This window comes from Micromonospora sp. DH13 (assembly GCF_020873825.1).
GTDB classification, from domain to species: domain Bacteria; phylum Actinomycetota; class Actinomycetes; order Mycobacteriales; family Micromonosporaceae; genus Micromonospora; species Micromonospora haikouensis.
Window position 1 is genome coordinate 20,075 of record NZ_JAHWGR010000039.1, and the last position, 21,227, is coordinate 41,301.

At 73.1% G+C, this 21,227-nt stretch carries 21 protein-coding genes; 14 read left to right on the top strand and 7 right to left on the bottom strand.

The features are described from left to right. The first annotated feature begins 60 nt into the window (after window positions 1-60). Together secG and LPA42_RS28140 are read left to right on the top strand one after the other, a co-directional pair. Window positions 61-327: a preprotein translocase subunit SecG gene (gene secG, locus LPA42_RS28135; RefSeq protein WP_043967510.1), complete on the top strand. Its 267-nt coding sequence runs from the start codon at window positions 61-63 to the stop codon at window positions 325-327. A 133-nt stretch (window positions 328-460) separates the two neighbouring features. Then, window positions 461-805 (top strand): RNA polymerase-binding protein RbpA, encoded by a 345-nt coding sequence (locus LPA42_RS28140; RefSeq protein ID WP_077939160.1) that lies wholly within the window; start codon window positions 461-463, stop codon window positions 803-805. 99 nt (window positions 806-904) lie between these two features. Here the strand turns inward: LPA42_RS28140 and pgl are convergent, their stop codons facing one another. The 6 genes from pgl to tkt all read right to left on the bottom strand — a co-directional run bounded on the left by pgl (window position 905) and on the right by tkt (window position 9,581). Then, complete coding sequence (pgl, locus tag LPA42_RS28145; protein WP_077939161.1) at window positions 905-1,675, bottom strand: 6-phosphogluconolactonase; 771 nt, start codon at window positions 1,673-1,675, stop codon at window positions 905-907. A gap of 122 nt (window positions 1,676-1,797) precedes the next feature. Continuing rightward, the gene (locus LPA42_RS28150; protein ID WP_077939162.1) at window positions 1,798-2,814 is read right to left on the bottom strand and encodes a glucose-6-phosphate dehydrogenase assembly protein OpcA; all 1,017 of its coding nucleotides are present in this window, start codon (window positions 2,812-2,814) and stop codon (window positions 1,798-1,800) included. Between the two features lie 31 nt (window positions 2,815-2,845). After that, entirely contained in the window at window positions 2,846-4,360 is a 1,515-nt protein-coding gene (gene zwf, locus LPA42_RS28155) for a glucose-6-phosphate dehydrogenase (protein ID WP_077939163.1), read from the bottom strand. Between the two features lie 124 nt (window positions 4,361-4,484). Then, entirely contained in the window at window positions 4,485-6,125 is a 1,641-nt protein-coding gene (locus tag LPA42_RS28160; protein ID WP_077939185.1) for a glucose-6-phosphate isomerase, read from the bottom strand. 121 nt (window positions 6,126-6,246) lie between these two features. Continuing rightward, complete coding sequence (gene tal / locus LPA42_RS28165) at window positions 6,247-7,425, bottom strand: transaldolase (protein ID WP_077939164.1); 1,179 nt, start codon at window positions 7,423-7,425, stop codon at window positions 6,247-6,249. A gap of 17 nt (window positions 7,426-7,442) precedes the next feature. Further along, a complete protein-coding gene (tkt, locus tag LPA42_RS28170; protein ID WP_077939165.1) occupies window positions 7,443-9,581 on the bottom strand; it encodes a transketolase in 2,139 nt (712 codons plus the stop codon). A 264-nt stretch (window positions 9,582-9,845) separates the two neighbouring features. On the opposite strand from tkt, the gene LPA42_RS28175 reads away from it, so the two are divergent. The 3 genes from LPA42_RS28175 to LPA42_RS28185 all read left to right on the top strand — a co-directional run bounded on the left by LPA42_RS28175 (window position 9,846) and on the right by LPA42_RS28185 (window position 12,288). After that, window positions 9,846-10,805, top strand: a complete 960-nt coding sequence (locus LPA42_RS28175; protein WP_043967523.1) for a heme o synthase — start codon at window positions 9,846-9,848, stop codon at window positions 10,803-10,805. 209 nt (window positions 10,806-11,014) lie between these two features. Next, window positions 11,015-11,350, top strand: coding sequence for a hypothetical protein (locus LPA42_RS28180; protein ID WP_043967526.1), 336 nt, complete (start codon window positions 11,015-11,017; stop codon window positions 11,348-11,350). 8 nt (window positions 11,351-11,358) lie between these two features. Next, entirely contained in the window at window positions 11,359-12,288 is a 930-nt protein-coding gene (locus LPA42_RS28185) for a RimK family alpha-L-glutamate ligase (protein WP_077939166.1), read from the top strand. 13 nt (window positions 12,289-12,301) lie between these two features. Here LPA42_RS28185 and LPA42_RS28190 read toward each other — a convergent pair whose 3' ends face one another. Further along, window positions 12,302-13,270, bottom strand: coding sequence for a heme A synthase (locus LPA42_RS28190; protein ID WP_198956680.1), 969 nt, complete (start codon window positions 13,268-13,270; stop codon window positions 12,302-12,304). A 98-nt stretch (window positions 13,271-13,368) separates the two neighbouring features. On the opposite strand from LPA42_RS28190, the gene LPA42_RS28195 reads away from it, so the two are divergent. From LPA42_RS28195 to LPA42_RS28235, 9 genes are all read left to right on the top strand, one after another. Next, window positions 13,369-14,151: a metalloregulator ArsR/SmtB family transcription factor gene (locus LPA42_RS28195; protein WP_077939168.1), complete on the top strand. Its 783-nt coding sequence runs from the start codon at window positions 13,369-13,371 to the stop codon at window positions 14,149-14,151. Beyond that, entirely contained in the window at window positions 14,148-15,578 is a 1,431-nt protein-coding gene (sufB, locus tag LPA42_RS28200) for a Fe-S cluster assembly protein SufB (protein WP_077939169.1), read from the top strand. The genes LPA42_RS28195 and sufB overlap by 4 nt, the downstream gene beginning before the upstream one ends. A gap of 49 nt (window positions 15,579-15,627) precedes the next feature. Then, on the top strand, window positions 15,628-16,773 hold the full coding sequence (sufD, locus tag LPA42_RS28205; protein ID WP_077939170.1) for a Fe-S cluster assembly protein SufD: 1,146 nt from the start codon (window positions 15,628-15,630) through the stop codon (window positions 16,771-16,773). Then, window positions 16,773-17,117, top strand: coding sequence for a non-heme iron oxygenase ferredoxin subunit (locus LPA42_RS28210; RefSeq protein WP_077939171.1), 345 nt, complete (start codon window positions 16,773-16,775; stop codon window positions 17,115-17,117). Before sufD ends, LPA42_RS28210 begins: the two co-directional genes overlap by 1 nt. Next, on the top strand, window positions 17,117-17,890 hold the full coding sequence (gene sufC / locus LPA42_RS28215) for a Fe-S cluster assembly ATPase SufC (protein ID WP_074474328.1): 774 nt from the start codon (window positions 17,117-17,119) through the stop codon (window positions 17,888-17,890). Before LPA42_RS28210 ends, sufC begins: the two co-directional genes overlap by 1 nt. Window positions 17,891-17,896: 6 nt before the next feature. After that, entirely contained in the window at window positions 17,897-19,201 is a 1,305-nt protein-coding gene (locus LPA42_RS28220) for a cysteine desulfurase (RefSeq protein WP_077939172.1), read from the top strand. After that, entirely contained in the window at window positions 19,201-19,674 is a 474-nt protein-coding gene (gene sufU, locus LPA42_RS28225; protein ID WP_043967542.1) for a Fe-S cluster assembly sulfur transfer protein SufU, read from the top strand. Before LPA42_RS28220 ends, sufU begins: the two co-directional genes overlap by 1 nt. Continuing rightward, window positions 19,671-20,150 carry a metal-sulfur cluster assembly factor gene (locus LPA42_RS28230; RefSeq protein ID WP_228986978.1) on the top strand — a complete coding sequence of 160 codons (480 nt, stop codon included), beginning with the start codon at window positions 19,671-19,673 and terminating at the stop codon, window positions 20,148-20,150. The genes sufU and LPA42_RS28230 overlap by 4 nt, the downstream gene beginning before the upstream one ends. A gap of 320 nt (window positions 20,151-20,470) precedes the next feature. Beyond that, window positions 20,471-21,094, top strand: coding sequence for a LysE family transporter (locus tag LPA42_RS28235; protein WP_077939173.1), 624 nt, complete (start codon window positions 20,471-20,473; stop codon window positions 21,092-21,094). Window positions 21,095-21,227: the final 133 nt, after the last annotated feature.

Sequence of the window (21,227 nt, forward strand, 5' to 3'; positions counted from 1 at the left end):
CGGTGCCGCAGTGCCCGACCTGTCCGGGCGAGGATCGCTACGAGAGGACTGACCCCAGCCATGCCGATCTGGTTCGCATACACGTTGATCGTGTTGCTGACGATCACGAGCATCATGCTCACCATGCTGATCCTGCTGCACCGCGGCAAGGGCGGCGGTATGTCGAGCATGTTCGGCGGCGGGGTCAGCTCCAGCCTTGCCGGCTCGTCCGTGGCCGAGAAGAACCTCGACCGCTACACGGTCCTGGTGGGCATCGTCTGGTTCGCCTGCATCGTCGGGCTGGGGCTCTGGTTGCGCCTCCAGGTCGGCAGCGGCAGCGGGGCCTGAGAGCGAGCCCGCCGAGTCGTACAATCTGCGCGCGGTCCGTCACCGACGGACCGCGCGCAGTTGTTTGTGTGCTGCACCGCGTCGCCGCCGCCCGCCCGCGCGGCGGTCCCCTCCGACGACAGGAGCGAGCAGCGTGACGAGTGGCAACGTCATCCGGGGCACCCGGGTCGGTTCGGGGCCGGAGCGTTTCGGCGAGCGGCACGTGCCCGCCCCGCGCCGGCCGGTCAGCTACTGGTGCCGCAACGACCACCGGGTCGACGTGCCCATCGCGGCCGACGCGGCGCCGCCGACGCTGTGGGACTGCCCGCGCTGCGGGCTCCCCGCCGGTCAGGATCCGGCGGACCCGCCGGGCCGGGCCCGCCCCGAGCCCTACAAGACCCACCTGGCGTACGTGAAGGAGCGGCGCACCCCCGAGCAGGGGGAGGCGCTGCTGGCGGAGGCCCTGGCCGCCCTGCGCCGCCGCAGGGGCGGCTCCTGAGCGGGGCCCCGCCGCGCCCGGCCGGTTGCCGGGCCGGGAGCGTTAAGAAGGGCCCCCTGCTATGCGGAAAGCGTTAACAGGGGGCCCTTCCTTACCGCCTCAGCGGAGGCTGCGCAGGCGCGGCGGCACCTCGGCCGCCGCCGCCCGGTCCAGCAGCCACAGGGTGCGGCTGACGCCCTGCACCCCGGCCGCCGGGAGCTGCACCGGGCCGGCCCCGGCCAGCGCCATGCCCACCGCGCGGGCCTTGTCCGCGCCGCTGGCGACCAGCCAGACCTCCTCGGCCGTGTTGATCGTCGGCAGGGTCAGCGTGGTGCGCACCGGCGGCGGCTTGGGGCTGCCCCGCACGGCGCTCACCGGCCGCGTGTCGTGGTGCACCGGGTGCTCGGGGAAGACCGAGGCGACGTGCCCGTCCTCGCCCACCCCGAGCATCAGCACGTCGAAGTGGGGGAGCGCGGCGTGCCCCGGGCGGGCCGCGCGGGCCAGCTCGGCGGCGTACCCGGCGGCCCCGGCCTCCGGGTCGTCGCCGGTCGGGCCGTCCGAGGCGGGCATCGGGTGCACCCGGGCCGGGTCCAGCGGCAGCGCGTCCAGCAACGCCGCGCGGGCCTGCGTCTCGTTGCGCTCCGGGTCGCCGGCGGGCAGGAACCGCTCGTCGCCCCACCAGACGTCGACGCGGGACCAGTCGATCGCGTCCCGGGCCGGCAGCGCGGCCACCGCGCGGTAGACGGCCGCGGCGATCCGCCCGCCGGTCAGCACCATCGACGCCTGGCCCCGGTCCGCCTGCGCGTCGAGCAGCCTCACCACCAGCCGGGCCGCCACCGCCTGCGCCAGCAGGTCGGCATCGGCGTGCACGGCGACACTCGCCTCACTCATCTATGTGCCTTCGCCTCCCGACCGCCCTCGCGGTCCGTCGTGCCCTCGGGCCGCACGGCCCTCCGTCGTGTCGGCGACGGCGTGGCCCGGGCCGACCGCCGTGGTCGACCCGGGCCACCCCGTCACTCGTTGGTGCTCGTGCCGGCGTGGGCGGTGACGCCCGCCTCGGCCCGCTTCGCCGTCGCCGGGTCCTTCCAGACGTGCACCCGCTGGGCGGGTCGCTGCTGCAACCCCCGGAGGCCGGCCATCGCCCCCAGCGCCTCGGCGTAGACCTGGTCGGCGTCCAGCCGGCGCAGCTCCTCGGCCAGCTCGTCGCCGAGCGGCCGGCGGGTCAGCGGCAGCTGCCGGTCGTCCTGCCCGGTGCGCCGGAAGGTCGCCACGCTGTCGTCCCGGGTGAGGGTCAGCTCGTCGCCGTTGGCGCACCTGAGCTGCACCTCGCGCATCCTGGGTGCCTCCGGCGCGGGCTCCCAGCGCGGGGCGATGCCGAGCCGGCTGTTCAGCCAGCCGCACATCAGCGCCGCCGTCGGGTCGGTCGGCGGGGCCACCACCCGGGCCTCGGTCACCCGCTCCTCGGTGGTGTCGAACGCCCCCGCGACCAGCGTGCGCCACGGGGTGATCCGGGTCCACGCCAGGTCCGTGTCGCCCGGCGCGTAGTCGCGGGCCCGCTGGCGCAGCGCCGCGATCGGGTCGTCGGCCTGCGCCGAGTCGGTGATCCGCCGGTCGGCGACCACGCCGAGGAAGTCCGTCGCGATCTCGGCCGGCGGCTCGCCGTGCCACCACGTCACCACGGGCACGTCCGGCACCAGCAGCGGCATCACCACCGACTCGGCGTGCAGCGCCAGCCGGCCGTACATCCGGGTGACCACGGCCTCGCACGGGCCGAGCCGCCCGCCGACGACGATCTCCGCGTCGAGGCGGTTGCGGTCCCGCTCGACGTCGGAGCGCACCACCACGAGCAGCCGGCACGGGTGGGCGGCGGCGGCGATGGTCGCCGCCGCCTCCGCCTCGCGGACCCGCTTCTCGTCGACCACCACGATCAGGGTGAGCGCCATGCCGCTGGCCACCCCGCCCGCGCTGCGCCGCTCGGCGGCGAGCGCCTTGACCACCTCGTTGCCGGTGGTGTCCCACAGCCCGATCAATGGAGCCTCCTGGTTCGCTCGCTGTGCTCGCTCACGCTCTGCGCCACGCCCGGCCCTCGCGGGCCAGCATCTCGTCGGCGGCGCGCGGACCCCACTCACCGGACCGGTACGGCTCCGGCTTCGTGCCCTCCCAGGCGTGCTCCAGCGGGTCCACCACCGCCCAGCTCTGCTCGACCTCGGCGGCGTCCGGGAAGAGGGTACGGTCGCCGATCAGCACGTCCAGCACCAGCCGCTCGTACGCCTCGGGGCTGGACTCGGTGAACGCCTCGCCGTACTGGAAGTCCATCGCGATGTCGCGGACCTCCATCGTGGTGCCCGGCACCTTGGAGCCGAACTTGAGCACCACGCCCTCGTCGGGCTGCACCCGGATGACGAGCTGGTTGGGGCCGAGGGACTCCATGTCGGCCGGGTTGAACGGCAGGTGCGGGGCCTTCTTGAACATGATGGCGACCTCGGTGACCCGCCGGGGCAGCCGCTTGCCGGCCCGGATGTAGAACGGCACCCCGGCCCAGCGTCGGTTCTGGATGCCCAGCTCCACGGCCACGTACGTCTCGGTGGTCGAGTCGGCCGGCACGCCGTCCTCGTCGAGGTAGCCGACGGCCCGCTGGCCGCCTACCCAGCCGGGCAGGTACTGGCCGCGCACGGTGCCCCGCGAGACGTCCTTCGGCAGGGTGATCGCCTTGAGCACCTTCAGCTTCTCGGCGCGGATCTCGTCGGCGTCGAAGCTGGTCGGCTCCTCCATCGCCACCAGCGCGAGAAGCTGGAGCAGGTGGTTCTGGAGCACGTCGCGGGCCGTGCCGACCGAGTCGTAGAAGCCGGCCCGGCTGCCGATGCCGACGTCCTCGGCCATCGTGATCTGCACCGAGTCGACGTACTTGGAGTTCCACAGCGGCTCGAACAGGCTGTTGGCGAACCGCAGGGCCAGGATGTTCTGGACGGTCTCCTTGCCCAGGTAGTGGTCGATCCGGAAGACGTCCTGCCGGGTGAAGACGTCGTCGACGAGGTCGTTGAGCTCCTTGGCCGACGGCAGGTCGTGCCCGAACGGCTTCTCCACCACCACCCGACGCCAGCCGCCGCACTTCTCGTTGTCGGCCATCCCGGTGCGGGCGAGCTGCTTGAGCACCACGGGGAACGCCGCCGGGGGGATCGAGAAGTAGAACGCCGCGTTGCCGTGGATGCCGTGGCTGTCGCGCAGGTTGTTCAGGGTCTGGGCGAGCTTGTCGAAGGCGGCGTCGTCGTCGAACGAGCCGCCGACGAACTTGATGTTGCCGGCCAGCCGGCCCCAGACCTCCTCCCGCCACGGTGTCCGGGCGTGTTCCTTCGCCGCGTCGTGGGCCAGCGACTCGAAGTCGCCGTCGCACCAGTCGCGCCGGGCGAAGCCCAGCACCACGAAGCCGGGCGGCAGCAGCCCCCGGTTCGCCAGGTCGTAGACCGCCGGCAGCAGCTTCTTCCGCGCCAGGTCACCGGTCACGCCGAAGATCACCAGAGCGCAGGGCTCCGGGATCCGCGGCAGCCGCCGGTCCTGTGGGTCGCGCAGCGGGTTCACCGGATCACCTCCGGACCCACCAGGGTCACCTCGGTCCGCGACTGCGGGGCTCGCAAGACCGGCCCACTCCTCGCACGCACGGTGCCTCCTAGCTCCGCTGATTCCACATCGTCCATCGTCACGCTCACAGTTGCCGGGCCGCGTCGAGCAGCTGGGCCACCCCCGCCGACCGGTCGGTCAGGTGCAGCCGCAGCACCGGGCGGCCCCGGCGGGCCAGGGCCCGCCGATCGCCGGCGGCCTGGGCTTCCTGGAGCCTCCCGAGGGAGTACGGTTTTCCGGGCACCGGCAGATCATCCCCGACCGTACCGGTCAACTGAAGGAAACTCCCTACCTGTGGACCACCCTTGTGGTACTGGCCGGTGGCGTGCAGGTAGCGCGGCCCCCAACCGAACGTCACCGGCCGGGCGGTCAGCCCGGCGAGCAACGCTCGCAGCCCGGCGACGTCGGCGTCGCCGATCCGGTCCAGGTACGCCAGGACCGCAAGATATCCGCCGGCGTCGATTCCGTCGACGAGCTGGCGCAGCGCGCCGGCCAGGTCGGCCGGGCCGCCCGCCGGGGCGTACACCTCGATCGCGCCCTCGGTCGACGACGGTGGCCCGGCCGGCGCGGCCGAGGCGAGGAACCGCTCGGCCTGCTCCCCGCCCTCGGCGGCCGGCTGGTCGAACGGGTTCACCCCGAGCGTCACCCCGGCGATCGCCGTGGCGTACTCCCAGGTCAGGAACTGGGCACCCAGCGGGCCGTTGACCGCCACGTCGGGCGCGCGGCCCGCGCCGGGCACCGCGCCGGGGGCCAGCGACCCGCCGTAGCTGACGGTGAGCACGTCGGGCCCCGCGCCGCCGGGTGCGGTGGGGGACTCCAGCACCACCGGCAGGAGGCCGAGCCCCGCCTTGCCGGTCGACTCGGCGAGGAGCTGCTCGATCCAGTCGCCGAGCCCGTCGAGCCCCGTGCCGTCGGGCACGAGGGCCACCTTGTCCCGCCCGCCGGTGGCCGCCGCGCCGAGGGCGGCGCCGAGCGCCAGCCCGGGGTTGTCGGCGTCGCGGCCCAGCGAGGCGGCGAGCGCCTCGGCCTGCTCCAGCAGCTCGTCGACGGCCACGCCGGCCAGCGCCGCCGGCACCAGCCCGAACGCGGTCAGCGCCGCGTACCGGCCGCCCACCCGCGGGTCTGCGGGCACGGTGACCGCGCCCAGCTCGGCGGCCACCGCCTCCAGCGGGGAACCGGGGTCGGTGACCACCACGAAGTGCCGGCCGGCCTCCGCCGCGGTCAGCCCGGAATCCAGGAACGCCTGCCGGTAGACCCGCCAGTGGCTGTCGGTCTCCACGGTGCGGCCGGACTTGCCGGCCAGCACCACCACCGTGCGGTCGAGGCGGTCGGTCAGCGCCCGGCGGACCTGGCCCGCGTCGGTGGTGTCGAGCACGGTCAGCGGCCGGCCCAGGGCCCGGGTGACCACCTCGGCGGCCAGCGAGGAGCCGCCCATTCCGGCGACCACCACGTGGTCGAGGTCGCCCAGCTCGGCGCCCAGCTCGGCGAGCTGGGGCAGCAGCTCGACGCTGCGCCGGTGGGTGTCCAGCCAGCCGAGCCGGGTCCGCGCCGTCGCCTCGGCCGCCGGCCCCCACAGCGTGGGGTCCTGCGCCGCCAGCCGCGCCGGCACGCCCCCGGCGACGAGGGCCTGCCGGACGGACGCGGGCGCGGACCGGTCGACCGGGTCCGCGCCGTGCACGACCAGCCCGGCGGACGCGTCCGCCGGGCCGGTCAGCGCGTCGCTCACGTCGCCACCCCGGCCCACCACGGGCACGCCGGGGGAGGGCCGCCGGGGCGACCCGGAGGGGACGGGTCGACGGCGCGGGACGCCCCGGGGCACCGCCCCGGGGCGTCGCCACGACCGTCGGTCACGCGTTGCCCCCCACCTTCTGTGCCTTGTCCGAGTTGCCCTGGGCGGCCTGGCCGGGCCGCCCGGTGCCCTGGCCCGCCGCGGCGAGCGACTTGCGCACCCCGTCGAGCAGCTCCTGCCAGCTCGCCTCGAACTTCTCCACGCCCTCGCGCTCCAGGACGGCGATCACGTCGGACATGTCGACGCCGACCGACTCCAGGTCGGTGAAGACCTGGCGGGCCGCCTCGTACGCCCCGGTGACGGTGTCCCCGCGCGTCTCGCCGTGGTCGGCGTACGCGTGGATCACCGACTCCGGCATCGTGTTGACCGTGCCGGGGGCGATCAGCTCCTCGACGTAGATGACGTCCCGGTAGTCCGGGTTCTTCGTCGAGGTGGACGCCCACAGCGGGCGCTGCGGGTGCGCCCCGGCGTCGGCGAGGGCCCGCCACCGGTCGGAGGAGAACACCTCGCTGTAGCGCTCGTAGGCGAGCTGGGCGTTGGCCACGGCGGCCTTGCCGCGCAGCGCCTTGGCCTCGTCGGAGCCGAGCTTCTCCAGCCGCTTGTCGACCTCGCTGTCGACGCGGGAGACGAAGAACGACGCCACCGAGCCGATCTTCGACAGGTCGTGGCCGTTGGCCTTCGCCTGCTCCAGGCCGGCGAGGAACGCCTCCATGACCTGCGAGTAGCGGTCCAGGCCGAAGATCAGCGTGACGTTGACGCTGATCCCCTCGGCCAGGGTCGCGGTGATCGCCGGCAGGCCCGCCTCGGTGGCCGGGATCTTGATGAAGAGGTTGGGCCGGTCGACCAGCCACCACAGGGCCTTGGCCTCGGCGACCGTCTTCTCCGTCTCGTGCGCCAGCCGCGGGTCCACCTCGATGGAGACCCGGCCGTCGACGCCCTGGCTGCCGTCGTACGACGGGCGCATCACGTCGCACGCCCACCGCACGTCGTACGTGGTGAGCATGCGCACCGCCTCCTCCACCTCCACCCCACGGGTGGCGAGGTCGCGCAGCTGCCCGTCGTAGGTGTCGGCGTCGGCGAGCGCCTTCGCGAAGATCGTCGGGTTGGTGGTGACCCCGGCCACGTGCTGCTCCCGGCGGAGCTGGTCCAGCCCGCCGGAGCTCAGCCGTACGCGGGAGAGGTCGTCGAGCCAGACCGCCACCCCGGCGGCGGTGAGTTCGCTGAGCCTGTCCGTCATGTCGTCCTCGCTCCCCTTCAGTTGCCGGTCGTGAAACCGGTGATGTCGCCCACCCGGGTGAGCGCCGCGTGCGCGGCGGCCACGATCCGGTCGGGGGTGAAGCCGAACTGCTCGAAGAGCACGGTGTGCGGGGCGCTCGCGCCGTAGTGCTCGATGCTGACGCTCTCGCCGGAGTCGCCGACGATGCCGCGCCAGGACATCGCGATGCCCGCCTCCACGCTCACCCGGGCCTTTACCCCGCGCGGCAGGACCGACTCGCGGTACGCCTCGTCCTGCTCGTAGAACCACTCCTGGCACGGCATCGACACCACCCGGGTGGGGGTGCCGTCGGCCTCCAGCCGCTCCCGGGCGGTGAGGCAGAGCTGCACCTCCGAGCCGGTGCCGATGATGATCACCTGCGGCTTGCCGTTGGACGCCTCGGCCAGCACGTAGCCGCCCTTGGCGACGCCCTCGGCGCCGGCCAGGGTCGACCGGTCCAGCGTCGGCAGGGCCTGCCGGCTCAGCGCCAGCGCGGTCGGCCGGTCGGTGTGCTCCAGGGCCTGCCGCCACGCCCACGCGGTCTCGTTGGCGTCGGCCGGGCGGACCACGTCCAGGCCGGGGATGGCGCGCAGCGCGGTCAGGTGCTCCACCGGCTGGTGGGTCGGGCCGTCCTCGCCGAGGCCGATCGAGTCGTGCGTCCAGACGTAGACCACCGGCAGCTTCATCAGCGCGGCGAGCCGCACCGACGGGCGCATGTAGTCGCTGAACACCAGGAACGTGCCGCCGTACGGGCGGGTCCCGCCGTGCAGGGCGATGCCGTTGAGGATCGCGCCCATCGCGTGCTCGCGGATGCCGAAGTGCAGCGTACGGCCGTACTCGTGGCCCGGGAAGTCCTTGGTGGCGTGCACCGCCGGGACGAACGACGGCTCGCCCTTCATGGTGGTGTTGTTGCTCTCGGCCAGGTCGGCCGAGCCGCCCCACAGCTCCGGCAGCACCGGGGCGAGGGCCTCCAGCACCTTGCCGGACGCGGCCCGGGTGGCCACGCCCTTGGCGTCGGCCGGGAACGTCGGCAGCGCCTCGGTCCAGCCCTCCGGCAGCACCCGCTGCGACATCCGGTCCCACAGCGCCTTGCGCTCCGGGTTGGCCTTGGCCCAGCCCTCGTACGTCCGCTCCCACTCCTGCTGCGCCGCCGCGCCGCGCTCCAGGACCCGGCGGGCGTGCCCGAGGACGTCCTCGTCGACCTGGAAGCTCTGCGCCGGGTCGAAGCCGAGCAGCTCCTTGGTGGCGGCCACCTCGCTCGCGCCGAGCGCCGAGCCGTGGATCTTGCCGGTGTTCTTCTTGTTCGGCGCGGGCCAGCCGATGATGGTGCGCAGCGCGATGAAGGAGGGCCGGCCGGTCTCGGCCTTCGCCGCCAGCAGCGCCCGGTGCAGCGCCTCGACGTCCTCGTGGTAGTCGCCCTGGTCGGCGTCGCCGGCCCGCCAGTCGACGGTCTGCACGTGCCAGCCGTACGCCTCGTAGCGGGCCGCGACGTCCTCGCTCTTGGCGATGCGGGTGTCGTCCTCGATCGAGATCTCGTTGTCGTCGTAGATCACGCAGAGGTTGCCCAGCTGCTGGTGCCCCGCGAGGGCGCTGGCCTCGTGGGTGATGCCCTCCTCGATGTCGCCGTCGGAGGCGATGCACCACACGTCGTGGTCGAAGACCGAGGCGCCCGGCTCGGTCTCCGGGTCGAACAGGCCGCGCTCGCGGCGGGCGGCCATGGCCATGCCGACCGCGTTGCCGAGGCCCTGGCCGAGCGGGCCGGTGGTGGTCTCCACGCCCGGGGTGTGCCCGTGCTCGGGGTGGCCCGGGGTGAGCGAGCCCCACTGCCGCAGTGACTTGAGGTCGTCCAGGGCCAGGGGGTAGCCGGCGAGGAAGAGCTGGATGTAGAGGGTGAGGCTGGAGTGGCCGGCGGAGAGCACGAACCGGTCCCGGCCCGGCCAGTTCGGGTCGGCCGGGTTGTGCCGCATCACGCGGTTGAACAGCAGGTAGGCCGCGGGCGCGAGGCTCATCGCGGTGCCCGGGTGACCGTTGCCGGACTTCTCCACGGCGTCCATGGCCAGCACGCGGACGAGGTCCACGGCCCGGCGGTCGAGGTCGGACCAGTTGAGTGCGGGTTGCTCAGGTCGGTTGGCAGCCACGATGTGTCGTACTCCTCGGCAGTTGGGCGGAACCCTCTCGGATGACCCTATCGAGCGGGGGTAAACCCCCGCCCCGGGATCTGTGCATGCTCTTCTTTACGCGGTTGGGCGTTTCCGCCGTTCAACCGGGGGTGTGACGGTCCGCACCGTGGTCGGGTCGCGCGGGCAGCGAAAACGACGACGCGTAGTGTGTGGGGACGGTGTGTGGGCCCCGACGGGTCCGACCGACCCGACTCCCCCTGCCGACGCCGGAAGGTGGCATCCGTGAGCATGATCACCGAGCGCCCCGTCAGCAACTCTGCCGGGCAACCGCCGGTGCGCACGGTGACCGGCGCCCCGGTGGCGCCCCGGCGGGACGTCCGGGCGGTGGTCTCGGCGTACGTCTCGCTGACCAAGCCGCGGATCGTCGAACTGCTGCTGGTGACCACCGTTCCCGCGATGATGCTCGCCGAGGGCGGGCTGCCGTCGCTGTGGCTGATGGCGGTGGTCCTGGTGGGCGGCTCGCTCGCCGCCGGCGCGGCCAGCGTGCTCAACTGCTACATCGACCGGGACATCGACCAGCTCATGCGGCGCACCAAGCGGCGTCCGCTGCCGACGCACACGGTGTCCCCGCGCAACGCGCTGGTCTTCGGCCTGGTGCTCGCGGTGGTCTCGGTGACGCTGATGGCGGTGTTCACCAACCTGCTGGCCGCGGGGCTCACCCTGGCCGCGATCGCCTACTACGACCTGGTCTACACGCTGTGGTTGAAGCGGACCACGCCGCAGAACACCTTCTGGGGCGGCGCGTGCGGGGCCGCGCCGGTGCTGATCGGCTGGGCCGCGGTGACCGGCTCGCTGGCCCCGGCGGCGTGGGCGCTGTTCGCGGTGGTCTTCTTCTGGCAGATGCCGCACTTCTACCCGCTCGCGATGAAATACAAGGCGGACTACGCCCGCGCCGGCATCCCGATGCTGCCGGTGGTGGCCTCGGCCCGCCGGGTCAACGCCGAGATCATCGGCTTCGCCTGGCTGACGCTGCTCTCCTCGCTGGCCGTCTGGCCGCTCGGGATGAGCGCGATCTACGGCGTGACCGCGCTGCTGTCGGGCGGGGTCTTCGTGTACGAGGCGCACCGGCTGTGCCGCCAGGTGGCCCGGGGTGGCGCGGTCCGCCCGATGCGGCTGTTCCACTGGTCGTACGTCTACCTCACCATCCTGTTCGCGGCCGTCGCCGTCGACGCGCTGGTCTGATCCATCGATCCTGGGCGACATTCCCGACTTGCGTCGGGCGCGCGCGAGTTGTGACGATCGTGTAACTTCGCCCGGCCGCTTTGGTGCCCTGAGTCCTCATATAACCGGGCAAAACACCTGTGGGTTTCCTTAAACGCAGGGGTAATTGGCATCACAAATAGTTCATGGTTCTCGCACGTCCGGATGCAACTCTGCTTAGGCTTCGCGTCATGGCAGATGGTTCCGATACGACGCTGACGGCTCAGCAGACCGTCGCCGACCAGACCCCTGACGGCCTGGTCGCGGGCATCAAGTCGTTCGCCGCCGGGCACGGCGGGGCGAAGGCGGTCATCGAGTACGTCGGCAAGCGCGGCGCGCGCATCGTCCTCGTCGGGTCCGACGGGGCCTGGGGCGACCAGTTCGCGGACGACACCGTCGTCGCGCGGGAGGCGTGCGCCAAGGCGGGAGTCACCGTCGAGAACGCCTGGGAGCGCGAGCTGATGGACCAGATGCGCCCGAGCAACGACCTCTGGCGGTCGATGGCCCGGCGCACGATGGCCCGTTGACCGATAACTTGACCGACCACCACCAGTCGACCCGGGGGGAACCCCGGGTCGCTATCGTCACCTGCGCCGACCTGCCTGACCTGGAGCCCGACGACCGGCTGCTGCTGGCCCCGCTCGCCGGGAGGGGCATCGCGGCCACCGTCGCCGCCTGGGACGACCCGGCGGTCGACTGGGCCGCGTACGACCTGGTCGTGCTCCGGTCGCCGTGGGACTACGCGCTGCGCCGCGACGAGTTCGTGGCCTGGGCCGACACCGTCCCCCGGCTGGTCAACCCGGCCGACGTGGTGCGCTGGAACACCGACAAGCGCTACCTCGACGAGCTGTCGGCCGCCCGCGTGCCCACGGTGCCGACCGGCTGGGTGGCGCCGGGGCAGCCCTGGACGCCGCCCGCCACCGGCGGCGAACACGTGATCAAGCCGGCGGTCAGCGCCGGCAGCCAGGACACCGGCCGCTACGACCTCGCCGACCCGGAGCACCGCGAGCTGGCCCTGGCCCACCTGCGCCGCCTGTCGGACGCCGGCCGGGTCGCGATGGTCCAGCCGTACCTCGCGGCGGTGGACACCGCTGGGGAGACGGCCCTGCTGTTCCTGGCCGGCCCCGACGGGCTCGCCTTCAGCCACGCGATCCGCAAGGGCCCGATGCTCACCGGCCCCGACCTCGGCCCGGACGGGCTCTACAAGGCCGAGGAGATCACCCCCCGCACGGCCACCCCCGCGCAGCTCGCCGTCGCCGAGCGGGTGCTCGCGGCGGTCCCCGGCGGCACGCGGCGGCTGCTCTACGCCCGGGTGGACCTGATCCCGGGCCCGGACGGCGCGCCCGTCCTGGTCGAGCTGGAGCTGACCGAGCCGTCGCTGTTCCTCGGGTACGCCGACGGGGCCCCCGAGCGCCTCGCCGACGCCGTCGTCACCCACCTCACCCGCCTGCCCCGTCCCCGCTAGGGCGGCGGGGGCGTCAGGCGCCGACCGGGACGGGGGCCTCGGCCGGTGGCGTCGCGGTCTCCCACGCCGGCTGGACCGGCCGGCGCTCCCGGGTCGACCACTGCACGGCGAGGGTGGCCAGCAGGACCAGGCACGAGCCGAGCATGTGCGCGCCGACCAGCACGGCGGGCAGGTGGGTGAAGTACTGCACGAAGCCGATCACGCCCTGCCCCAGCTCCACGGCGACCAGCACGACGGCGGCCCGTTCCGCCCGGCGCGCGCCGACCGCGCGGAACGCGAAGACCAGCGCCACCGACAGCCCGACCAGCAGGAACACCCCGTCGGCGTGCACCTGGGAGATCGCCTCCGGGTCGAGGCCGTTGCGGGCCGCGCCGTGGTCGCCCGCGTGCGGGCCGCTGCCGGTGACCCAGGTGCCGATCACCAGCACCGCGGCGCTGACGACGGTGGTGACCAGCGCCAGCGCCCGCAGCGGCCCCGGCACGGTGGGCACCACGGGGCCGTCCGGCTCGCCGACGCGCCGCCAGAGCGCGTACGCGGCCGCGATCACCACCATCGAGGCGAGGAAGTGCAGCCCCACCACCCACGGGTTGAGGTTGGTCAGCACGGTGATCCCGCCGATCACGGCCTGCAACGGGATGCCGAACAGCACCGCCACCGCGAGCGGCAGCAGCTCCCGCCGCCGTGCGCCGTGCAGCAGCACCCCCACCACCACGGCGAGGGCGATGAGGCCCACGGCGAAGGTGAGCAGCCGGTTGCCGAACTCGATCACCCCGTGCACGCCCATCTCCTGGGTCGTCGTGTACGACGCGTCGGTGCACCGGGGCCAGGTGGGGCAGCCGAGGCCGGAGGCGGTCAGCCGGACCGCCCCGCCGGTGACCACGATGGCCACGTTCGCGATGATCGAGGCGAGCGCGAGGCGGCGCAGCAGGGTGGCGGAGACCGGGAACCGGACGGATCGCTTCACGGAGCGAATCCTACGCACCGTAGTGGAACCCGATCGGGTGACTCCGGCGCTGCGGTGGTTCGGATCACCGGCACCCGGGTTTGCGGCCCCCCGGCGAATTACGTAACGTGGGCGTTGTGAAAAACGCGGCGGCGCTCTCCGGGCAGCAGCCGGCGACCGGTCCGGTCGCCGGTGCGTCCGCGTCCGCCCGCCCGGAGTCCGCTCCGCCAGCGGCCGGTTCCGCCGCGGCCGACCTGTCGACCCGGGACCGGGTCACCCAGCTCCTGCTGGAGCGTGGGGCGACCACCGCCGGGCAGCTCGGCTCGGCGCTGGGCCTGAGCCCGGCGGCGATCCGCCGGCACCTCGACGCGATGCTCGCCGACGGCGACGTGGTCGCCCGCGAGCAGACCGTCCGGGGCAGCCGGGGGCGGGGCCGCCCGGCGAAGGTCTTCGTGCTGACCGACGCGGCCCGGGGCCGCTGCGGCACCCACCACTACGACAACATCGCCACCGCCGCGCTGCGCTGGATCTCCCGCAACGGCGGCTCGGCGGCGGTGGAGGCGTTCGCCGCCGACCAGGTCGCCGCCCTGGAGGACCGCTGCCGCGCGGCCATGGAGGACGCCGGCGACGATCCCCTGGCGCGGGCCGAGGCGCTCGCCGGGGCGCTGACCGCCGAGGGCTACGCTGCCAACGCGTCCACGATCGCCTCCGGTGGCCAGCTCTGCCAGCACCACTGCCCGGTGGCGCACGTGGCCGCCGAGTTCCCCCAGCTGTGCGAGGCCGAGACGGCGGTGATCTCCCGTCTGGTCGGCACCCACGTGCAGCGCCTGGCCACCATCGCGCACGGCGACGGGGTGTGCACCACGCACATTCCGGCCCAGTCCCGTAACACCGTCACCACTGTGAGGACAGATAGATGACCGAGCAGATCGTCCAGCCCCTGACCCAGGAGGAGCAGCTCGCCGCCCTCGGTCGCTACGAGTACGGCTGGGCCGACCCCGACGTCGCCGGGGCCGCCGCCCAGCGCGGCCTCAACGAGGCGGTGGTGCGGGACATCTCGGCGAAGAAGAACGAGCCCGCCTGGATGCTCGACCTGCGCCTGAAGGGCCTGCGGCTGTTCGGCCGCAAGCCGATGCCGGCGTGGGGGGCCGACCTCACCGGGATCGACTTCGACAACATCAAGTACTTCGTGCGCTCCACCGAGAAGCAGGCCACCAGCTGGGAGGACCTGCCCGAGGACATCAAGAACACCTACGACCGGCTGGGCATCCCCGAGGCGGAGAAGCAGCGGCTGGTCGCCGGCGTCGCGGCGCAGTACGAGTCCGAGGTCGTCTACCACAAGATCCGCGAGGACCTGGAGGAGCAGGGTGTCCTCTTCCTGGACACCGACACCGCCCTCAAGGAGCACGAGGACGTCTTCAAGGAATACTTCGGCACGGTGATCCCGGTCGGCGACAACAAGTTCGCCGCGCTGAACACGTCCGTGTGGTCCGGCGGCTCGTTCATCTACGTGCCGAAGGGCGTGCACGTGGAGATCCCGCTGCAGGCGTACTTCCGGATCAACACCGAGAACATGGGCCAGTTCGAGCGGACCCTGATCATCGTCGACGAGGGCGCGTACGTGCACTACGTCGAGGGCTGCACCGCGCCGCTCTACTCGTCCGACTCGCTGCACAGCGCGGTCGTGGAGATCATCGTCAAGAAGAACGCCCGGTGCCGCTACACGACCATCCAGAACTGGTCGAACAACGTCTACAACCTGGTCACCAAGCGCGCCGTGTGCCACGAGGGCGCGACGATGGAGTGGGTCGACGGCAACATCGGCTCCAAGGTCACCATGAAGTACCCGGCGGTCTACATGACCGGCGAGCACGCCAAGGGCGAGGTGCTCTCGGTGGCCATGGCCGGTGAGGGCCAGCACCAGGACGCGGGCGCCAAGATGGTGCACGCCGCGCCGCACACCAGCAGCACCATCGTGTCGAAGTCGATCGCCCGGGGCGGCGGCCGCACGTCCTACCGGGGCCTGGTGCAGGTGCTGGAGGGCTCGCACAGCAGCCGCAGCACGGTCAAGTGCGACGCGCTGCTGGTCGACACCATCTCCCGCTCCGACACCTACCCGTACGTCGACATCCGCGAGGACGACGTGTCGATGGGGCACGAGGCGACCGTCTCCAAGATCAGCGACGACCAGCTCTTCTACCTGATGAGCCGGGGCCTGAGCGAGGACGAGGCGATGGCGATGATCGTCCGCGGCTTCATCGAGCCGATCGCCAAGGAGCTCCCGATGGAGTACGCCCTGGAGCTCAACCGCCTGATCGAGCTCCAGATGGAGGGCGCGGTCGGCTGACGCCGCCGCCCAGCCAGACACCGTCGCCTTAGAACAGACCAAGGAAGAGATGACTACCCAGGCTTCCGCGCCGCCCAGCACCAAGTCGCAGGCGCTCCGCTCGTACGACGTCGCCGACTTCCCGGCCCTGACGGGCCTGGAGGAGGAGTGGCGCTTCACCCCGCTCAAGCGCCTGCGCGGCCTGGTCGGCGGCGACGCGCAGGCCGCCACCGGCGCCGTCCGGCACGAGCACGGCGACCTGCCGGCCGGGGTCACCGTGTCCCGGGCCGGCTCCGACGACCCCCGGGTGGGCAGCGTGCTCACCCCGGTCGACCGGGTCAGCGCCCTGGCGTACGGCGGGGCCGGGCAGGCGCTGCTGGTCGAGGTGGCCCGCGAGGCGGTCGTCGCTGAGCCGGTGCGCCTGCGGGTGGTCGGCGACTCCGCCGAGGGGCTCGCGTTCGGGCACACCTTCGTCGAGGTGGGCCGGTTCGCCGAGGTGACCCTGGTGCTGGAGCACGCCGGCTCGGCCACCCTGGCCGACAACGTCGAGGTGTCGGTGGCCGACGGCGCGAAGCTGACCCTGGTCACGGTGGCCGACTGGGCCGCCGACGCCGTGCAGGTGCAGCACCTGAAGGTCCGGCTGGGCCGGGACGCCAGGGTCGTGCACGTCCAGGTCACCCTCGGCGGCGACCTGGTCCGGCAGTACACCTCGGTGGAGTACACGGGCCGGGGCGGCGAGGCCGAGCTGTACGGGCTCTACTTCGCCGACGGCGGCCAGCACCTGGAGCACCGCCAGCTCGTCGACCACAACGTGCCCGACTGCCGCAGCTACGTCGGCTACCGGGGCGCGTTGCAGGGCGCCGACGCGCACACCGTCTGGGTGGGTGACGTGCTGATCCGCGCCGAGGCGACCGGCACCGAGACGTACGAGATCAACCGGAACCTGCTGCTCAGCGACGGCGCGCGGGCCGACTCGGTGCCCAACCTGGAGATCGAGACCGGCGAGATCGCCGGCGCCGGGCACGCGAGCGCGACCGGCCGCTTCGACGACGAGCAGCTGTTCTACCTGATGGCGCGCGGCATCCCGGAGACCGAGGCCCGCCGCCTCGTGGTCCGCGGCTTCTTCGCCGAGCTGATCAACAAGATCCCGGTCGAGGAGCTGCGCGACCGGCTCGGCGACGCCATCGAGGCCCGGCTGGCCAAGGGCGGCGTCTGATGATCAGGATCTGTGCGGCCGACGACGTGCCGAAGGGCACCGTGGTCAGCGCCGACGTCGACGGCACCCCGATCGCGCTGGTGCACGGCGAGGACGGGGAGTTCTACGCCGCGTACGACGAGTGCTCGCACGCAGCCGTGGCCCTGTCGGAGGGCGAGGTCGAGGGCTGCACGCTGGAGTGCTGGCTGCACGGCTCCCGCTTCGACCTGCGCACCGGCGAGCCCACCGGGCTGCCCGCCACCGAACCCGTTCCGGTCTATGCCGTCGAGGTCCGCGACGGCGACATCTACCTTCCCGTGGGCGCCGACGGCCGCCCGACGCCGAGCAATGGAGTGACCCGATAATGAGCACCCTGGAGATCCGCGACCTGAAGGTGTCGGTCAAGCTGCCCGAGGGTGAGCTCAAGCCGATCCTGTCCGGCGTCGACCTGACCGTGCGGTCGGGGGAGACCCACGCGATCATGGGCCCCAACGGCTCCGGCAAGTCCACCCTGGCCTACTCGATCGCCGGCCACCCGAAGTACGAGATCACCGGCGGCTCGGTGACCCTCGACGGCGTCGACGTGCTGGCCATGTCCGTCGACGAGCGGGCCCGCGCCGGCCTCTTCCTGGCCATGCAGTACCCGGTCGAGGTGCCCGGCGTGTCGGTGGCCAACTTCCTGCGCACCGCCAAGACCGCGATCGACGGCGAGGCGCCGAAGCTGCGCACCTGGGGCGGCGAGCTGCGCGGCGCGATGCAGCGCCTCCAGATGGACCCGGCCTTCGCCCAGCGCAACGTCAACGAGGGCTTCTCCGGCGGCGAGAAGAAGCGGCACGAGATCGTGCAGCTGGAGCTGCTCAAGCCGAAGGTGGCGATTCTCGACGAGACCGACTCGGGCCTCGACGTCGACGCGCTGCGCGTGGTCAGCGAGGGGGTCAACCGGGTCCGCGACACCGGGGACACCGGCCTGCTGCTGATCACCCACTACACCCGCATCCTGCGCTACATCAAGCCCGACTTCGTGCACGTCTTCGTCGCCGGGCGGATCGTCGAGCAGGGCGGCCCGGAGCTGGCCGACAAGCTTGAGGACGAGGGCTACGAGCGGTACGTCGCCGGGGCCGGCGCGGCGCGGGCCTGACCGACGATGTCCTCTCTGACCATCCCGGCCGGCATGCCGCAGTTCGACGACGTGCCGCGCTTCGACGTGGCGGCGGTGCGCGCGGACTTCCCGATCCTCGACCGGGAGGTCAACGGGCACCCGCTGGTCTATCTCGACAGCGCGAACACCTCGCACAAGCCGCGGCAGGTGCTCGACGTCCTCGCCGAGCACTACGCGCGGCACAACGCCAACGTTTCGCGCTCGGTGCACACCCTGGGCACCGAGGCGACGGAGGCGTACGAGGGGGCCCGGGCCAAGATCGCCCGGTTCGTCAACGCGCCCAGCGTGGACGAGGTGGTGTTCACCAAGAACTCGACCGAGGCGATCAACCTCGTGGCGTACGCGTTCTCCAACGCGTCGCTGCGCGCGGACGCCGACCCCCGGTTCCGGCTGGGCCCCGGCGACGAGATCGTGATCTCCGAGATGGAGCACCACTCCAACATCGTCCCGTGGCAGCTCCTCGCGGAGCGCACCGGCGCGACCCTGCGCTGGTTCCCGGTCACCGACGCCGGGCGGCTCGACGAGTCCGGGCTGGACGACCTGGTCACCGAGCGGACGAAGATCGTCTCGCTGGTGCACATGTCCAACATCCTCGGCACCGTCAACGCCACCGCCCGGATCACCGCCCGGGTCCGCGAGGTGGGCGCGCTGCTGCTGCTGGACTGCTCGCAGTCCGTGCCGCACCTGCCCATCGACGTGGTCGACCTCGACGCCGACTTCGTCGTCTTCACCGGGCACAAGATGTGCGGCCCGACCGGCATCGGGGTGCTGTGGGGCCGCGGCGAGCTGCTCGCGGCGATGCCCCCGGTCATGGGCGGCGGCTCGATGATCGAGACGGTCACCATGGCCCGGTCGACGTTCGCCGCGCCGCCGGCCCGGTTCGAGGCGGGCACCCCGCCGATCGCCGAGGCGGTGGCGCTCGGCGCGGCGGTGGACTACCTCACCGGCCTGGACATGCGGGCGATCCAGTGGCACGAGAAGGAGCTGACGGCGTACGCGCTGGACGCCCTCGCCACCGTGCCCGGCCTGCGGATCTTCGGGCCGACCGTGCCGGTGGGCCGGGGCGGGACGATCTCGTTCGCGCTCGGCGACATCCACCCGCACGACGTCGGGCAGGTCCTCGACTCGCTTGGCGTGCAGGTGCGGGTCGGGCACCACTGCGCGAAGCCGGTGTGCAGCCGGTTCGGCGTGCCGGCCATGACGCGGGCCTCGTTCTACCTCTACACCACCACCGGCGAGATCGACGCCCTGGTGGGCGGCCTGGAGCAGGTGCGGAAGGTGTTCGACTGATGCAGCTCGACCAGCTCTACCAGGAGATCATCCTGGACCACTACAAGCGCCCCCACGGCCGTGGCCTGCGCGACGCCGACGACCCGACGGACCGGGTCGCCGAGGCGCACCACGTCAACCCGACCTGCGGCGACGAGGTGACCGTCCGGGTCGCCACCGACGGCGTCGTGCTGCACGACGTCTCGTACGACGGCATGGGCTGCTCGATCAGCCAGGCGTCGGCGAGCGTGCTGCACGAGCTGCTGCGCGGCCGGGAGGCGGGGGAGGCGTTCGCCGTGCACGAGGCGTTCGTCGAGTTGATGTCCGGCCGTGGCCAGGTCACGCCGGACGAGGACGTGCTCGGTGACGGGGTGGCGTTCGCGGGTGTCGCGCGCTACCCCGCCCGGGTCAAGTGCGCGCTGCTGCCGTGGATGGCGTTCAAGGACGCGGCGGCGCGCGCCGGGGTGGGCGCGAGCCCGGAGGTGAAGGCATGAGTTCTGACCAGACCGCCGGCGCGCCGCAGGACGGCGCCGTGGCGACCGACGCCGCGACCCCGGCCACCGAGGGCACGGCCCCGTCGGCCGCCGGCAGCGGTGGTGACGCTGGTGCGGCCGGCGTCGCCGACGCCGGCAGCGGCGCGGGCGGGAAGGCCGCCGTCGCCGACGTCGAGGAGGCGATGAAGGACGTCGTCGACCCCGAGCTGGGCATCAACGTGGTCGACCTCGGCCTGGTATACGGCGTGCACGTCGACGACGAGAACGTCGCCACCCTGGACATGACGCTGACCTCGGCGGCCTGCCCGCTGACCGACGTGATCGAGGACCAGGCCCGGCAGGCGCTGACCACCGGCCCCGGCGGGGGACTGGTGAACGACATCCGGATCAACTGGGTCTGGCTGCCGCCGTGGGGCCCTGACAAGATCACCGACGAGGGGCGCGACCAGCTCCGCTCCCTCGGCTTCAACGTCTGATCCCCGTCGAGGTCCGACGCTCGCCTGCGTCGTTGCTTCCCGTCGAGCGCGGCACCCGCCCGGGTGCCGCGCTCGACCCGTTCCGGACCGGGGACTCCCGATCGGGGGTCGAGCGGCCGCCGACTGCGCCCGAGGGCCACTCGACCCATGATCGGCACGGTCTCGGCCCGCGATAAACCGCTGGTCAGGCGGGTGGGCGCGACGCACCATGGGCGGATGATCGAGACGTACCGGATGATGCCTGCCCCTGTCCCCACGGCCGTGGCCGGCGGTCGACAGCGGGCGGTGCCGCCGGCCGCCCCGGTCCTGCGCCGACCGTCGTGACCGGGGCGTTCCTGGCCGGTCTCGCGGCCGGCTACGGCGTCGCCGTGCCCGTGGGCGCGATCGCCGTGCTGATCATGGGGCTGAGCGCGCGGACCTCGTTCCGGGTCGGTGCCGCCGCCGCCCTCGGGGTGGCCACCGCCGACGGCGTCTACGCGGCCGTGGCCACCCTCGGCGGGGCGGCGGTCGCCGGCCTCGTCGCCCCGGTCGCCGGGCCGCTGCGGCTGGTGGCGGCGGCCGTGCTGCTCGCCATCGCGGTGCGGGGCGCGTGGCAGGCGCTGCATCCCCGCCCGGTGGGTGCGGCGGGTCGGCGGCGCGGCCTGGAGAGCCCGGGCCGCGCCTTCGCCGGGTTGCTGGCGCTGACGATGCTCAACCCGGCGACCGTGGTCTACTTCGCCGCGCTCGTGCTCGCCCGCAACGACGGCCACGGGGTCGGCCCGGCCGCGGCGGTCGCCTTCGTGGCCGGCGCCTTCCTCGCCTCGGCGAGCTGGCAGCTGCTGGTCGCCGGCGGTGGCAGCGTGGTCGGCCGGGCCCTCACGGGCCCGCGTGGTCGCCGGGTGACCGGCCTGGTGTCCAGCGCGATCATCGCCGCGCTGGCCGTCGTCATCCTGCTGACCGCCTGACCGCACTTTCGGCTCCGCCGGCTGCGCCGCCCCGTCTCCCGCCGCCCCGTCTCCCCGCCGGCTGCGCCGGCGTGATGCTCCGGACCTTGGACAGTTGACGTTCGAGCGGAACGGTGATTGTCCAAGGGCCGGG